Here is a 13163-nt window from a genome sequence, read left to right on the forward strand (position 1 = left end):
GCAAAAGGCTGCGACAAGCCGGCTTCGTGAATTGGGCTGGTGTTTTCCGGGGAATTGCCCTATATGCGCCGCAGCTTAGCGCACTGACGCTTTGCTTGCACCGGCCCCTGCTGGACGACATCCCGGCTGAGGGCGACCCGTTTCCTCAAACAGATAAGGAAAAACACGATGTCGATTACTGCCGAGCGCAAACAGGAATTGATGGGTGAATTCGCAACCGCCAAGGGCGATACCGGGTCTCCGGAAGTCCAGGTGGCCATCCTTTCCGAGCGCATCAAGAACCTGACCGACCACTTCAAGGACCACAAGAAGGATAACCATTCCCGCCGTGGTCTGCTCGCTCTCGTCTCCCAGCGCCGCAGCCTGCTTGATTATCTCAAGCGCAAGGATGACGCGCGCTATCAGACGCTGATCGAGAAGCTCGGTCTGCGCCGTTGACGAATTGACCGGCGGGCTTTCCTTAAGGAGAGCCCGCCGGTCGCGCATTCGGCCAGTCGCATCGATTGGCCAGACCCGGTTTCGAGCGTGCAGAGGGCCACTCGAAACCGCCCATGGACGGTCATGGGGCAGGATTGCAGGACGCTCGCGCGCTCATCGCGCTGAAATTCCCGAGCTTCCCGTTGTCTTGCCCGTGGCTGCCCGAGAAAGGAAGCCAGGGAAAGGGCATCCGCGCACCGTGAAACGGCGCGGCCCTTTCCGCATAGTAAGGACAAGACATGTTCAATCACCACAAAGTGGAAATCGAATGGGGCGGCCGTCCGCTCATTCTCGAAACCGGCAAGATCGCGCGCCAGGCTGACGGCGCCGTGCTCGCCACCTACGGCGAAACCAAGGTTCTCGCCACCGTCGTCTCGATGAAGGAGCCGAAGCCAGGCCTCGACTTCTTCCCGCTGACCGTCAATTACCAGGAAAAGACCTACGCCGCCGGCAAGATCCCGGGTGGCTATTTCAAGCGCGAGGGCCGTCCGAGCGAGAAGGAAACGCTGGTTTCCCGCCTGATCGATCGTCCGATCCGCCCGCTCTTCGCCGCCGGCTACAAGAACGACACACAGATCGTCGTCACCGTCGTCCAGCATGACCTCGAGAACGATCCGGACATCCTGTCGATCGTCGCCACCTCGGCCGCCCTGACGCTCTCGGGCGTTCCCTTCATGGGTCCGGTTGGCGGCGCCCGCGTCGGTTACATCAACGGCGAATATGTGCTCAACCCGCATGTCGACGAGATGCAGGAATCCAAGCTCGACCTGGTCGTCGCCGGCACCGCCGACGCCGTGCTGATGGTCGAGTCCGAAGCCAAGGAACTTGGCGAAGAGCTGATGCTCGGCGCCGTCATGTTCGGCCACAAGGGCTTCCAGCCGGTCATAGACGCCATCATCAAGCTGGCCGAAGTTGCCGCCAAGGAGCCGCGCGATTTCACGGCGCCGGATTATTCCGCGCTTGAAGCCGAGATGCTGAAGATCGTCGGCGACGAGCTCAGCAATGCCTACAAGAACGTCGACAAGCAGAAGCGCTACGCCGCCGTCGACGCCGTCAAGGCGAAGGTCAAGGCAGCGTTCGCCCCGGCCGAAGGCGAAGACGCCAAGTACACGTCCGAGCAGATCGGTTCGGTGTTCAAGGAACTGCAGGCCAAGGTCGTGCGCTGGAACATCCTCGACACCGGCTCGCGCATCGACGGCCGTGACCTCAAGACGGTCCGCAAGATCGTCTCCGAAGTCGGCGTCCTGCCGCGCACCCACGGTTCGGCGCTGTTTACCCGCGGCGAAACCCAGGCGCTGGTGGTTGCCACGCTCGGCACCGGCGAGGACGAGCAGTATGTCGACTCGCTGACCGGCATGTACAAGGAGAAGTTCCTCCTTCACTACAACTTCCCTCCCTACTCCGTCGGTGAGACCGGCCGCATGGGTTCGCCGGGCCGCCGCGAAATCGGCCACGGCAAGCTCGCCTGGCGCGCCATCCGTCCGATGCTGCCCTCCGCTGACCAGTTCCCCTACACGCTGCGCGTCGTCTCGGAGATCACCGAGTCCAACGGCTCGTCGTCGATGGCCACTGTCTGCGGCACCTCGCTGGCGCTGATGGATGCCGGCGTGCCGCTGGCAAAGCCCGTCGCCGGTATCGCCATGGGCCTGATCAAGGAAGGCGAGCGCTTCGCGGTTCTCTCCGACATCCTGGGTGACGAAGATCACCTCGGCGACATGGACTTCAAGGTCGCCGGCACCGCCAACGGCATCACCTCGCTGCAGATGGACATCAAGATCGAGGGCATCACCGAGGAGATCATGAAGATCGCGCTGGATCAGGCCAAGGATGGCCGCCAGCATATCCTCGGCGAGATGGCGCATGCTCTGACCGGCGCCCGCCCCGAACTCGGCGAGTTCGCACCGCGCATCGAGGTCATGCACATCCCGACCGACAAGATCCGCGACGTGATCGGTTCGGGCGGCAAGGTCATCCGCGAGATCGTCGAAAAGACCGGCGCCAAGATCAACATCGAGGACGACGGCACGGTCAAGATCGCTTCGTCGAATGCCAAGGAGATCGAGGCGGCGAAGAAGTGGATCCATACCATCGTCGCCGAGCCCGAAGTCGGCGAAATCTACGAAGGCACGGTCGTCAAGACCGCCGACTTCGGCGCTTTCGTCAATTTCTTCGGTCCGCGTGACGGCCTCGTCCACATCTCGCAGCTTGCCAACGACCGGGTCGCCAAGACCTCGGACGTGGTCAAGGAAGGCGACAAGGTCTGGGTCAAGCTGATGGGCTTCGACGAGCGCGGCAAGGTCCGCCTGTCGATGAAGGTCGTCGACCAGGCCACCGGCAAGGAACTCGCGCGCGACAAGAAGACCGAAGGCGAAGAACACGCCGCCTGAACGGTCTGACAAAGTTATCGAAACGGGCGCGACGGATGTCGCGCCCGTTTTCATTTTCACGGTAAGAGCGAGATCGAATGTCCACCGAGCCGCTGAAGACCTTGTTCCACCCCTTCGAGGCCGAGGTCCTTCCTCTGCCGCGCAAGGGCGAGCGTGTGCTGTTTCTGGGCGCGGAACCGGGTTTTCGCCTGCCCGTGGGCTTCGAGGCAGCGCTCCATCTGGTGCAGGGCTTCCGGCCGTATTTACGTGCGCTGCAGGCGTCGGGTTTTTCCGTGACCCCGCAAGCGCATGACAACGGCTTTGATGCAGCGCTTGTGCTTGCCGGTCGCCATCGCGGTCGCAACGAACTGCGCATCGCCGAAGCGCTGCAGCGTGTGGCGCCAGGCGGATTGATCGTCGTCGCCGGCGGCAAGGATGAGGGCATTGCCAGCCTGCGCAAGCGCATCGGCGAGCTTGTGCCGCTTGAGGACCATCTGCCGAAATATCACGGCATTGCTTTCTGGTTTCGCCGTCCGGCGGATATCGACGCTGCTGAGAAACTACGCGCCGCCAATCCCGCCTTGCTGGTTGACGGCAGCTTCCACACCGCGCCGGGCATGTTCTCCTTCGATCGCGTCGATCTCGGCTCGAAGCTGCTGGTGGAACATCTGCCCAAGGACCTGCGCGGCACCGTTGCCGATTTCTGCGCCGGCTGGGGCTATGTCGCGGCCGAGGTTTCAGCACGCTCGCCCGGCGTAACCGGGCTCGACCTCTACGAGGCGGACTTCGACTCGCTCGAAGCGGCGAAAGGCAATGTTGGCAAAGGCGCCGTCGAGCCGCGCTTCATCTGGATCGATCTGCTCAGCGAAGCCGTCGAGCAGCGCTACGATGCGATCGTCATGAACCCGCCCTTCCACCGCAGCCGCGCGACCGAGCCGGAGATCGGCGCCGGCATGATCCGCGCAGCAAGCAAGGCGCTGAAGCCGGGTGGGCGGCTGTTCATGGTGGCGAACCGCCAGCTTCCCTACGAGCCGGTGCTGGCCGCGGCCTTTTCCAGCCATGCCGAGATCGCCCGCGACGGCATGTTCAAGGTTTTCGTGGCCCGTCGCTGAAACAAGCGCGGTGCTGCCCGCTCAGTGCAGGCTGGCGACACGCGGTGCGCGAACGCTGACGACCGTGCGGATTTCGCCGGGCCTCATCTTGAGCGGTGCGGGCCGGCCGAACAGATAGCCTTGCACCACTTCGCAGCCGGCGGCCCTGAGCAGCGCCGCCTGGTTTTCCGTCTCGACGCCTTCGGCGATGATGCTGACGCCCAGGGCGCGTGACAGCCCGACGATGGTCGAGACCACAGCACCCGAGCTGGAATCGGTGTCGATGCGGCTGACGAAGGAGCGGTCGATCTTCAGCTTGCCGAACGCGAAATCGATGAGATAGCTCAGATTGGAATAGCCGGTGCCGAAATCGTCGACGGCCACCGAGATGCCCATGTCGGCAAGCTGCTTCAGGATGATGGCGGCGCGGTCGCGATCCTGCATCATCGCCGTCTCGGTGACTTCCAGCTCCAGCCGTGACGGCTTGATGCCGGTGCTCGCCATTGTCTCGCGAACGATGCCGACGAAGTCCTTGGTCATGAACTGGACCGGCGAAATGTTGACGGCGACGAAACAGTCCTCAGGCAGGTGGCGGGCATCGCTGCAGGCTTTGCGCAGCACCCATTCGCCGATGGGACCGATCATGCCGGTCTCCTCGGCGATCGGAATGAATTCCATCGGCGGGATCATGCCGCGTTCCGGATGCTTCCAGCGGATGAGTGCCTCATAGCCGATGATGCGGCCGCTCGGCAGGTCGAGCTGCGGCTGGTAGTGGAGGTCGAAATCGCCGCGCTCGAACGCGGTGTGCAGTTCGGATTCGATCCACTGACGATAATCGGCGACACGACCCATGTCGGCATGGAAGATCGACCAGTTGCCCACCCCGCCGGCGCGTGCATTCTGCAGCGCCAGATTGGAACGGCGCAGAATGAGGACGGGATCGACGCCGTCCTTGGGCATCGCCACGATGCCCACCGACAGGGCCACCGATTGCAGGTGGGAATTGAGATCGTAGGGCTGCATCATCTCGTCGATAAGCTTCTCGGCGAGGCTTTCCATCGACCCTTGGATCTCCCGCTCCGTCAGGAGTATGGCAAATTCGCCGGCGCCAATGCGCCCCATCAACGTGCCCTCGGGCATGCAAGCCTTCAGCCGCCTGGTGAAGGCCCTGATCAACTCGTCGCCGTGGCTGTAGCCGATGGCGTCGTTGATCTGCTTGAAGCGGTCGATGTCGATGTCGATGAGAAACACCGGCTCGCCGGTCCTGATCGTCGCCGATGCCGCTTCGGCAATCTTGCTGACCATTGCCGGACGAGCCAGAAGCCCGGTCAGCTTGTCGAAATGGGTTTCCTTGAAGACGTACTCCGCCGATTCATCGACGCCGGCAAAGAAGGACAAGGCAGCTCCCGCCGCGGCGAGTGCGCAAAGCGCGGCGGTGATGCCGGCCATCGTTCCAGCCTGCATGCCGATAAGGTCGTCGCCGAAACCGAGTTTCAGGCCCCAGAGACCGAGAACGAAACTGCCCAAGCCCGCGCTGGCCACGGTGAGCAGCCGGAATACCGGTGTTCGCTTCGGGTTGCTGACGGAAGGCATTACAGGGTCCCCAGGTTGCGGGACCCTAGCGGACATCTCCTTAAAATGAGTTTCCGCCGATGCATTTAATTTTACCGGACGTATCAGAGGGTTAGTCCTTGCCGCCATCCGTCTGCTTCAGCTCGTCCAGCGTCGGCATGGAAACGATGTGGTAGCCGGAATCGACGTAGTGGATTTCGCCGGTGACACCCGACGACAGGTCGGACAGGAGATAGAGCGCGGAACCACCGACCTCGTCGATGGTCACCGTACGGCGCAGCGGCGAATTGCGCTGCTGGTAGGAAAACATGTGGCGTGCGTCGGAAATCCCGGCGCCGGCAAGCGTGCGCACCGGTCCCGCCGATATGCCGTTCACCCTGATGCCGCGCGGACCATAGTCGTTGGCGAGATAGCGCACGCTGGCCTCGAGCCCGGCCTTGGCGACGCCCATGACATTGTAGTTCGGCATGACGCGGACGGAGCCGGCATAGGTCAACGTGATCATCGAACCACCATCCTTCATCAACGCGGCGGCATGGCGGGCGACTTCGGTGAAGGAGTAGCAGGAGATGACCATGGTGCGGACGAAATTGTCACGGCTGGTGTCGGCGTAGAGGCCCTTCAGCTCGTTCTTGTCGGAAAAGCCGATGGCATGGACGACGAAGTCGAGCCCGCCCCATTCCTTGCCCAGGGTCTCGAAGGTGGCAGCGACCGACGCACTGTCCTCGACATCGCAAGGCACGACAAGTGCCGCGCCAATCTTCTCGGCGAGTGGCTTGACCCGGCGCCCGAAGGCATCGCCCTGATAGGTAAAGGCGAGTTCCGCCCCATGTTCGGACAGCTTCTTGGCGATGCCCCAGGCGATCGAATGATCGTTGGCGATACCCATGACAAGCCCGCGCTTGCCCTTCATCAGTCCGTCCATGGCCGGCAATCCTTATACAAAAGCGCTGGCCTTATGCGGAATAGCGCTGGAAAACGAGCGTTGCGTTGGTGCCGCCGAAACCGAACGAATTGGACAAAACGGTGTCGATCTTGGCGTTATCGATGCGTTTGCGCACGATCGGCATGCCCTCGAATTCCGGATCGAGGTTTTCGATATGGGCGCTTTCGCCGATGAAGCCGCCTTGCATCATCAGGATCGAATAGATCGATTCCTGCACGCCGGCCGCACCCAGCGAGTGGCCGGTCAGCGATTTCGTCGAGGTGATATGGGGCATCTTGTCGCCGAACACTTCGCGGATGGCGCCCATTTCCTTGGAATCGCCGACCGGTGTCGAGGTGCCGTGGGTGTTGATGTAATCGACCGGCGACGAGACGGTCGCCAGGGCCTGCCGCATGCAGCGGATAGCACCTTCGCCCGATGGCGCCACCATGTCGTAGCCGTCCGAGGTGGCGCCGTAGCCGACGATTTCGGCGTAGATCTTGGCACCGCGCGCCTTGGCATGCTCGAGCTCTTCCAGAACCAGCACGCCGGCGCCACCGGCAATGACGAAGCCGTCGCGATTGACGTCATACGCGCGCGAGGCGGTCGATGCCTTGTCGTTGAACTTGGACGACATGGCGCCCATGGCGTCGAACAGGTCCGACATCGTCCAGTCGAGGTCCTCGTGGCCGCCGGCAAAGACCATGTCCTGCTTGCCCCACTGGATCAGCTCGTACCCATTGCCGATGCAATGCGCCGAGGTCGAGCAGGCCGAGGAGATCGAATAGTTGACGCCGTGGATCTTGAACCAGGTGGCGAGCGTCGCCGAAGCCGTCGACGACATCGCCTTCGGCACCGCGAACGGACCGATGCGCTTCGGACTGCCGTTCTTGAGCGTCGTCTCGGCGGCCTCGACGATGGTGCGCGTGGACGGTCCGCCCGAGCCCATGACGATGCCGGTGCGCTCATTGGTGATGTCAGCCTCGCCGAGGCCGGCATCGGCGATCGCCTGGTCCATGGCGACATGGTTCCAGGCCGCACCTTGGCTCAGGAAGCGCATGGCGCGCCGGTCGATCATGGCCGACGGGTCGAGCGTCGGCGCTCCCCAGACCTGGCAGCGGAAGCCGTGTTCGGCGAAGGAATCGGAGAAGCTGATGCCGGATTTGGCATCATGCAGCGAGGCCTGCACCTCGTTGGCGTTGTTGCCGATCGACGACACGATGCCGAGGCCTGTGACTACGACCCGTCTCATGGGCTGCTCCTTCCAGAGTGTCCGGTGACGATCAGGCGACCGCCGATTGCTTTGACAGACCCACTTTGAGATCCGTTGCCGCGTATATGGGCTCGCCATCGGCTTTCAGCCAGCCATCGGCAATGCCAAGCACCAGCCGCCCGCGCATCACGCGCTTGAAGTCGATGCCGTATTCCACCTTCTTGACCGACGGTGTGACCATGCCCCTGAACTTGACCTCACCGGTCGACAGCGCCATGCCCTTGCCCTGCTCGCCGAGCCAGCCGAGATAGAATCCCGTCAACTGCCACATCGCATCGAGGCCCAGGCAGCCTGGCATGATCGGATTGCCGATGAAATGGCAGGCGAAGAACCAGAGGTCAGGCTTGATGTCGAATTCAGCGCGGATGAAGCCCTTATCGAAGGCGCCGCCGGTCTCGCTGATCTCGGTGATGCGGTCGAACATCAGCATTGGCGGGTAGGGCAGCTGGGCATTGCCAGCCCCGAACAGCTCGCCGCGGGCGCAGGCCAGCAATTCTTCATAACCGTAGCTGGATTTCGTACCCGCCATCAATCTCGTCCCCGTAATCGTCCCGGGCGGTAGGGCGCCCTTGTCGTTGGTTTCCTAACACAATCTGTTTCAGGCCGGAAACCGGCGTTTGCGCTTAACCCGCCCGTCTGTCCGGGTCAATGCGCGCTATTGATCGTATTCAGCCGACAGAATATATGTCGGGAGGCATCCAGTTTCGGCCGATGACGTTTTTTTGCCACTCTGGGCGTGTGTTGGGGCAGAACTGTGAGCTTGGACGGACGGATGGATCTGGGCTGCCGGAAGGAAAATGTCGCTGTGGACAAGCGGGTTCGCGAAGCCGGGTTGAGGCCGACACGCCAGCGCATCGCGCTGGCCGATCTGCTTTTTGCCAAGGGCGACCGCCATCTTTCGGCCGAGGAATTGCATGAGGAGGCGATCGCCGCCGGCGTTCCGGTGTCGCTGGCCACCGTCTACAATGCCCTGCACCAGTTCACCCAGGCCGGTCTTCTGCGCATCCTGGCCGTCGAAGGCTCGAAGACGTATTTCGACACCAACACCTCCGATCACCACCATTTCTACATCGAAGGTGAAAACAGGATCTTCGATATCGCCAGCGGTCCTGTCACGGTTTCCAACCTGCCGGAGCCCCCGGAAGGCATGGAGATCGCCAATGTCGATATCGTGGTGAGGCTGCGCCCCAAGCGCTGCGATTGATCGGCCCTTCATGAAATTCGTGGATTTGGCAGTCCGGCTGGAATGGGCCGCTATCGCGGTGGCTGCTCTGGCGTTTTATGCCATGGCAGGTTTTTCCTGGTGGCTGTTTGCCGTGCTCATTCTGGCGCCGGACGTGTCGATGCTGGGCTATCTCGCCGGACCCCGCGTCGGCGCCATCGCCTACAACGCCTTGCACATCTTGATTGTGCCGGTGTTGTTGGCGGTCGCCGGAAACCTATTCGGCAACGTGCTGGTGACGGCGATCGCGCTGATCTGGACCGCTCATATCGCCATCGATCGCGCTCTGGGCTACGGCCTCAAGCTGTCGAGCGGCTTCCAGGATACCCATCTCGGTCGCATTGGACGCCAAGAAGGCTCTTGATCAGTTCTTGACGTGCTCGCCCGGATAGGCGCCCCAGACGACCGACTGCGGCAACCAGCCGGTATGGCCGTCGAAGGTCATTTCGCACCATTGGCCATCGCAGGTCTTGATCGTGCCCATGACCCCCGGCTCGATGATGGCGATGACGCTGGCGTCCTTTTGCGGGTCGTCGAGAAGGTTGATTCGGCCGCCCTTGCTGCGCTGCCAGGGTGCGACGATGGCCGTGCGGCGGCCTGAAAGTAGCGACTGGTTGATCCAGCCTTCCGAGCCGTCGGCGTCGCGCACGCGCCGCCAGGTATCGAATTCCTGGATGATTTCCATCGGCAGGCCGGCCTTCATGTACATCCAGTCGACGGAATAGTTGGCGCCGGGGCCGACGCGCGAGTTGACGCGGCCCGATTTCAGGCTGACGAACCGTGGCAGCGGCAGGCCGCTCGGCCCTAATGTGATCGTTTGCGCGGGGGCAGCCGCGCTCTGCGCCGCCACCACGGGGGAATAAAGGACAGCGCCGAGAATTGCTGCGCTGAGAGCCAGGCGAAGCGACGCGAAACCAGACACTTTCATTCCTTTCGGCGCCTGCCTGTCGGTAACGGCGCCCCTTTTTCTTTGTCTTCGGCGGCACCGCTTGTTACATGAGTCACTGGCACCGCGACCGGCTTCCAGTTTCGCCTGTCTTGGTTAAAGAGGTCTCAACGAGATCGGGTTCGAGGAAACAATGGCAGGCAAAAAACGGCCTCTCGTCGTCATCACGCGCAAGCTGCCCGATCCGGTCGAGACCCGCATGCGCGAATTGTTCGACGCAAGGCTGAATGTCGAGGACAGGCCGATGACGCAGCCGGAACTGGTTGCGGCGGTCAAGGAAGCTGACGTTCTGGTGCCGACCATCACCGACCATATCGACGCGGCGCTGATCGCGCAGGCTGGCGAGAACCTCAAGCTGATCGCCAATTTCGGCAATGGCGTCGACAAGATCGACGTCGAGGCAGCGGCGAAAAGGGGCATCACCGTCACCAACACGCCGAACGTGCTGACCGAAGATACCGCCGACATGACGATGGCGCTGATGCTGGCGCTGCCGCGGCGGCTGGCGGAAGGCGCCAATGTCTTGACCGGCGACAAGAAATGGGCCGGCTGGTCGCCGACCTGGATGCTCGGCCGGCGGATCTGGGGCAAACGGCTCGGCATCGTCGGCATGGGCCGCATCGGCACCGCCGTCGCCCGGCGGGCCAAGGCCTTCGGTCTTTCAATCCACTATCACAACCGCCATCGCGTGCTGCCGGCGGTCGAAGAGGGGCTCGAAGCGACCTATTGGGAAAGTCTCGACCAGATGTTGGCCCGCATGGACATCATCTCGGTCAACTGCCCGTCGACGCCGGCGACGTTTCACCTGCTTTCGGCGCGGCGGCTGGCGCTCATGCAACCCACGGCTTACATCGTCAACACGGCGCGCGGCGACATCATCGACGAGGAATCGCTGGTCAAGCTGATCCAGGACGGCAAGATCGCCGGCGCCGGCCTCGACGTCTACGAGCACGAGCCAGCGCTGAACGGCAAATTGCTGAAGCTCGCCGCCAAGAACAAGGTGGTGCTGCTGCCGCATATGGGCTCGGCAACGCTCGAAGGCCGCATCGACATGGGCGAGAAGGTCATCATCAACATCCGCGCCTTCTTCGACGGTCACCGCCCGCCCGACCGCGTGCTGCCACTGCGGACCTGATCGGTTAGGCCGCGATGGTGAGGGCGCCGTCGTCTGCGACTTTCACATTGCTGCCGCGGTAGCTCTCGAAGACATCGCGCCTCAGCTGCAGCGCCATTGGCGTCTGCCAACCCATTTCCCTGGCGACGATCAGCCCCAGCAGCAGGATCGCGTCCGGCTCGTGCAGCACCAGTGCCGCCGGCGCGTGGCCATTGTGGACGAGTTCCAAGAGGACGGCGGATGCCGACGACGAGCCGATCGTGCCCGGCAGGAACAGCACGCGCCCGGAAAGGTTTTCGCCATGCTGCGGGTGGCGGACATCGGCGATGCGGCCGGACTTCGGGTCGACGCCGCCCCAGAAACTGATCGGCGCGGTCAGCACCAGCGCCGCGCCTTCGCCAGCTTTGCCCGGCACCAGGATTTCGGCAGCAGCGCTCATGCGGCAATATCCGTAAACGTTGGCTTACCGGTTGCAGCGCTTTCCACGCAGTCGACCAATGATCCGTAGAGAACGGAATAGCCGGTATTGCCTGGCGCGTAATGCGCGAACTTTCCCGAATTGGTCATCAGGACGCCACCGGCAAGGTCGGGCAGGATCGGCGTCACCACCACGCAGGTGTCGGCAACAATGATCACCCCGCTTGCTTCGAGCGCTTTTCGCCGGCCGCTCTGTTCGAGCCCCGAAAGCACATGGCGTCCGGTGCAGGCGTAGATCGGCACGCTGAGCCGCCGCCCGGCGATCAGCCGCTCCAGCGCATCGAACTCGGCGGGCGACAGGTGCGGGCTGCCGATCGCCACCGCATCGATGGTTGTTGGTTTCGCTGCCGTCGAAAGACCTGCGCGGGCCTTCGCAATCATATCAGGTGTGACGCGGATCACCGTTTCCGGCGCGGTGCCGCCCAGAACGGTCTCGGCGTCGGGCGCTTCGGGCGTGACGCCGGCAATGTGGAAGAGACCGACCGCGCCCGACGATGCCGCCGCCGCGCCGAACGCCTTCAGCGCATCCTCGCCGGGATGGCGTGGCACGCCGATGACGACGCCGACGGCATTGCCGACCTCGCGGCCATAGAGGCTGCCCAGCACCGGCCACGCCACGTCCGAACCGAGGAATGAAGCGGCAAGCCTAGAGACGTCGAACACCAGCCGCGCCCGCCGGTTCTCGGCGCGGTGCAAGCCGTAGTCGGGCGCGCGACCGGTGATGGCGCAGGCGATGTCGAGGAAATCGCCATAACGGTTGGTGCGCGCGCCCAGCACCGAATTGCAGAACACCACGGCGTTTGATTCGCCCCAGGCGACGTCGCTTCCCAGCGCCGGTCGATGCCCGGCCTGATACGGCGCGCAGGTCCAGCTCTGCTCGCAGCCAAGCTTGCGGTAGGCGTCCATCATTCGCCGCGCCATGCCGCGCGCCGGCTCTTCGAGGCGGATGCGCGAGCAACCCATCAGGTCGAGCGCCCCGACATTGAGCGTCGACCGCACCGCGACTCGCGCTTTGCCTTCGACCAGTTTCTCGGCGAACAGCGTGCCGGAATCGCCGTGATAGAGCGCACCATCGATATGTGCCGAGGCGATCGGGATCAGCCGCGGCGCGCCGAGCAGGCGGGCGCTATCGGCGACGATGCGCATCGCCATCGCGGCACCGTCCTGGCCGGAGGCGATTGCCTGTTCTTCAGGGCTGAGGGCGAGGCTCATGCAAGCACCTTGCGCATGGTGATCGAGGTCGGCCTGTCATAGCCCTTATGCGCGGTGCGCTCGGTTTCACGAAAGCCGAGGCGGGCAAAGGCTGCATGATTTGCGGTAAGCTCGATCCTCGTCTGAAGCTCGATGGCAGCCTTGCTGCGGCTACGGGCAAGAGCTTCGACAGTTTGCATCAACTGCTTGCCAATGCCTTGTCCCTGAAAGCCGCGCTCGACGGCGAGCTTTCCGACATAAAAGTCTTCAGTCCTCTCCAGCACGAAAACGCAGCCGACGATCCCGCCGTCTTTCAGCGCCAGGAACACTGTCTCCTGGCCGGCCTTCTGTTTCAGATTTTCGACATTCAGCAAATGCGCCGAGGATGGCGGGTCGATGATGCCGTCCATGGAGGCGAAGGCGCGCATGATCAGCACCAGCACCTCGTCCCAACCTTCGAAATCGGCGGGAAGCTGCATGATGAAAACGCCCGTGGACTGGTCCATGCG

14 protein-coding genes are annotated in these 13163 nt (G+C 63.0%); 6 read left to right on the forward strand and 8 right to left on the reverse strand.

Going from position 1 to position 13163, the window contains the following annotated elements:
* The first annotated feature begins 126 nt into the window (after nt 1-126).
* From rpsO to AC1D0N_RS04075, 3 genes are all read left to right on the forward strand, one after another.
* Nucleotides 127-438, forward strand: coding sequence for a 30S ribosomal protein S15 (gene rpsO, locus AC1D0N_RS04065; RefSeq protein WP_269470859.1), 312 nt, complete (start codon nt 127-129; stop codon nt 436-438).
* 278 nt (nt 439-716) lie between these two features.
* A complete protein-coding gene (pnp, locus tag AC1D0N_RS04070) occupies nt 717-2864 on the forward strand; it encodes a polyribonucleotide nucleotidyltransferase (RefSeq protein ID WP_477241622.1) in 2148 nt (715 codons plus the stop codon).
* Between the two features lie 77 nt (nt 2865-2941).
* Entirely contained in the window at nt 2942-3955 is a 1014-nt protein-coding gene (locus AC1D0N_RS04075; RefSeq protein ID WP_477241624.1) for a class I SAM-dependent methyltransferase, read from the forward strand.
* Nucleotides 3956-3976: 21 nt separating this feature from the next.
* Here the strand turns inward: AC1D0N_RS04075 and AC1D0N_RS04080 are convergent, their stop codons facing one another.
* From AC1D0N_RS04080 to fabA, 4 genes are all read right to left on the reverse strand, one after another.
* A complete protein-coding gene (locus tag AC1D0N_RS04080) occupies nt 3977-5527 on the reverse strand; it encodes a putative bifunctional diguanylate cyclase/phosphodiesterase (protein WP_477241626.1) in 1551 nt (516 codons plus the stop codon).
* 91 nt (nt 5528-5618) lie between these two features.
* Nucleotides 5619-6431 carry an enoyl-ACP reductase FabI gene (gene fabI / locus AC1D0N_RS04085; protein WP_477241628.1) on the reverse strand — a complete coding sequence of 271 codons (813 nt, stop codon included), beginning with the start codon at nt 6429-6431 and terminating at the stop codon, nt 5619-5621.
* Nucleotides 6432-6462: 31 nt separating this feature from the next.
* On the reverse strand, nt 6463-7683 hold the full coding sequence (fabB, locus tag AC1D0N_RS04090) for a beta-ketoacyl-ACP synthase I (RefSeq protein WP_477241630.1): 1221 nt from the start codon (nt 7681-7683) through the stop codon (nt 6463-6465).
* A gap of 31 nt (nt 7684-7714) precedes the next feature.
* Complete coding sequence (gene fabA / locus AC1D0N_RS04095) at nt 7715-8233, reverse strand: 3-hydroxyacyl-[acyl-carrier-protein] dehydratase FabA (RefSeq protein WP_477241632.1); 519 nt, start codon at nt 8231-8233, stop codon at nt 7715-7717.
* A 243-nt stretch (nt 8234-8476) separates the two neighbouring features.
* On the opposite strand from fabA, the gene irrA reads away from it, so the two are divergent.
* Together irrA and AC1D0N_RS04105 are read left to right on the forward strand one after the other, a co-directional pair.
* Nucleotides 8477-8908 carry an iron response transcriptional regulator IrrA gene (irrA, locus tag AC1D0N_RS04100; RefSeq protein WP_006337949.1) on the forward strand — a complete coding sequence of 144 codons (432 nt, stop codon included), beginning with the start codon at nt 8477-8479 and terminating at the stop codon, nt 8906-8908.
* 10 nt (nt 8909-8918) lie between these two features.
* Nucleotides 8919-9290: a DUF4260 domain-containing protein gene (locus AC1D0N_RS04105; protein WP_477241635.1), complete on the forward strand. Its 372-nt coding sequence runs from the start codon at nt 8919-8921 to the stop codon at nt 9288-9290.
* Here the strand turns inward: AC1D0N_RS04105 and AC1D0N_RS04110 are convergent, their stop codons facing one another.
* Nucleotides 9291-9848, reverse strand: coding sequence for an SH3 domain-containing protein (locus AC1D0N_RS04110; RefSeq protein ID WP_477241637.1), 558 nt, complete (start codon nt 9846-9848; stop codon nt 9291-9293).
* A 157-nt stretch (nt 9849-10005) separates the two neighbouring features.
* On the opposite strand from AC1D0N_RS04110, the gene AC1D0N_RS04115 reads away from it, so the two are divergent.
* Complete coding sequence (locus AC1D0N_RS04115) at nt 10006-11007, forward strand: 2-hydroxyacid dehydrogenase (protein WP_477241639.1); 1002 nt, start codon at nt 10006-10008, stop codon at nt 11005-11007.
* 4 nt (nt 11008-11011) lie between these two features.
* Here the strand turns inward: AC1D0N_RS04115 and AC1D0N_RS04120 are convergent, their stop codons facing one another.
* From AC1D0N_RS04120 to AC1D0N_RS04130, 3 genes are read right to left on the reverse strand one after another with little or no spacing between them, the layout of a single operon-like run.
* Nucleotides 11012-11425 (reverse strand): aconitase X swivel domain-containing protein, encoded by a 414-nt coding sequence (locus tag AC1D0N_RS04120; RefSeq protein ID WP_477241641.1) that lies wholly within the window; start codon nt 11423-11425, stop codon nt 11012-11014.
* Complete coding sequence (locus tag AC1D0N_RS04125) at nt 11422-12675, reverse strand: aconitase X (protein WP_477241643.1); 1254 nt, start codon at nt 12673-12675, stop codon at nt 11422-11424. The genes AC1D0N_RS04120 and AC1D0N_RS04125 overlap by 4 nt, the downstream gene beginning before the upstream one ends.
* Nucleotides 12672-13160 (reverse strand): GNAT family N-acetyltransferase, encoded by a 489-nt coding sequence (locus tag AC1D0N_RS04130; protein WP_477241645.1) that lies wholly within the window; start codon nt 13158-13160, stop codon nt 12672-12674. The genes AC1D0N_RS04125 and AC1D0N_RS04130 overlap by 4 nt, the downstream gene beginning before the upstream one ends.
* Between the last annotated feature and the right edge of the window lie 3 nt (nt 13161-13163).

The sequence above is a fragment of the Mesorhizobium sp. P2_E10 genome (genome assembly GCF_056404235.1).

What these genes read in the sequence shown, in the direction of transcription:
- fabA (WP_477241632.1), bottom strand. Translation starts at nt 8,233, where the DNA reads ATGGCGGGTACGAAATCCAGCTACGGTTATGAAGAATTGCTGGCCTGC.
- AC1D0N_RS04130 (WP_477241645.1), bottom strand. Translation starts at nt 13,160, where the DNA reads ATGGACCAGTCCACGGGCGTTTTCATCATGCAGCTTCCCGCCGATTTC.
- fabI (WP_477241628.1), bottom strand. Translation starts at nt 6,431, where the DNA reads ATGGACGGACTGATGAAGGGCAAGCGCGGGCTTGTCATGGGTATCGCC.
- irrA (WP_006337949.1), top strand. Translation starts at nt 8,477, where the DNA reads ATGGATCTGGGCTGCCGGAAGGAAAATGTCGCTGTGGACAAGCGGGTT.
- AC1D0N_RS04080 (WP_477241626.1), bottom strand. Translation starts at nt 5,527, where the DNA reads ATGCCTTCCGTCAGCAACCCGAAGCGAACACCGGTATTCCGGCTGCTC.
- AC1D0N_RS04075 (WP_477241624.1), top strand. Translation starts at nt 2,942, where the DNA reads ATGTCCACCGAGCCGCTGAAGACCTTGTTCCACCCCTTCGAGGCCGAG.
- AC1D0N_RS04115 (WP_477241639.1), top strand. Translation starts at nt 10,006, where the DNA reads ATGGCAGGCAAAAAACGGCCTCTCGTCGTCATCACGCGCAAGCTGCCC.
- AC1D0N_RS04125 (WP_477241643.1), bottom strand. Translation starts at nt 12,675, where the DNA reads ATGAGCCTCGCCCTCAGCCCTGAAGAACAGGCAATCGCCTCCGGCCAG.
- fabB (WP_477241630.1), bottom strand. Translation starts at nt 7,683, where the DNA reads ATGAGACGGGTCGTAGTCACAGGCCTCGGCATCGTGTCGTCGATCGGC.
- AC1D0N_RS04120 (WP_477241641.1), bottom strand. Translation starts at nt 11,425, where the DNA reads ATGAGCGCTGCTGCCGAAATCCTGGTGCCGGGCAAAGCTGGCGAAGGC.
- pnp (WP_477241622.1), top strand. Translation starts at nt 717, where the DNA reads ATGTTCAATCACCACAAAGTGGAAATCGAATGGGGCGGCCGTCCGCTC.
- AC1D0N_RS04105 (WP_477241635.1), top strand. Translation starts at nt 8,919, where the DNA reads ATGAAATTCGTGGATTTGGCAGTCCGGCTGGAATGGGCCGCTATCGCG.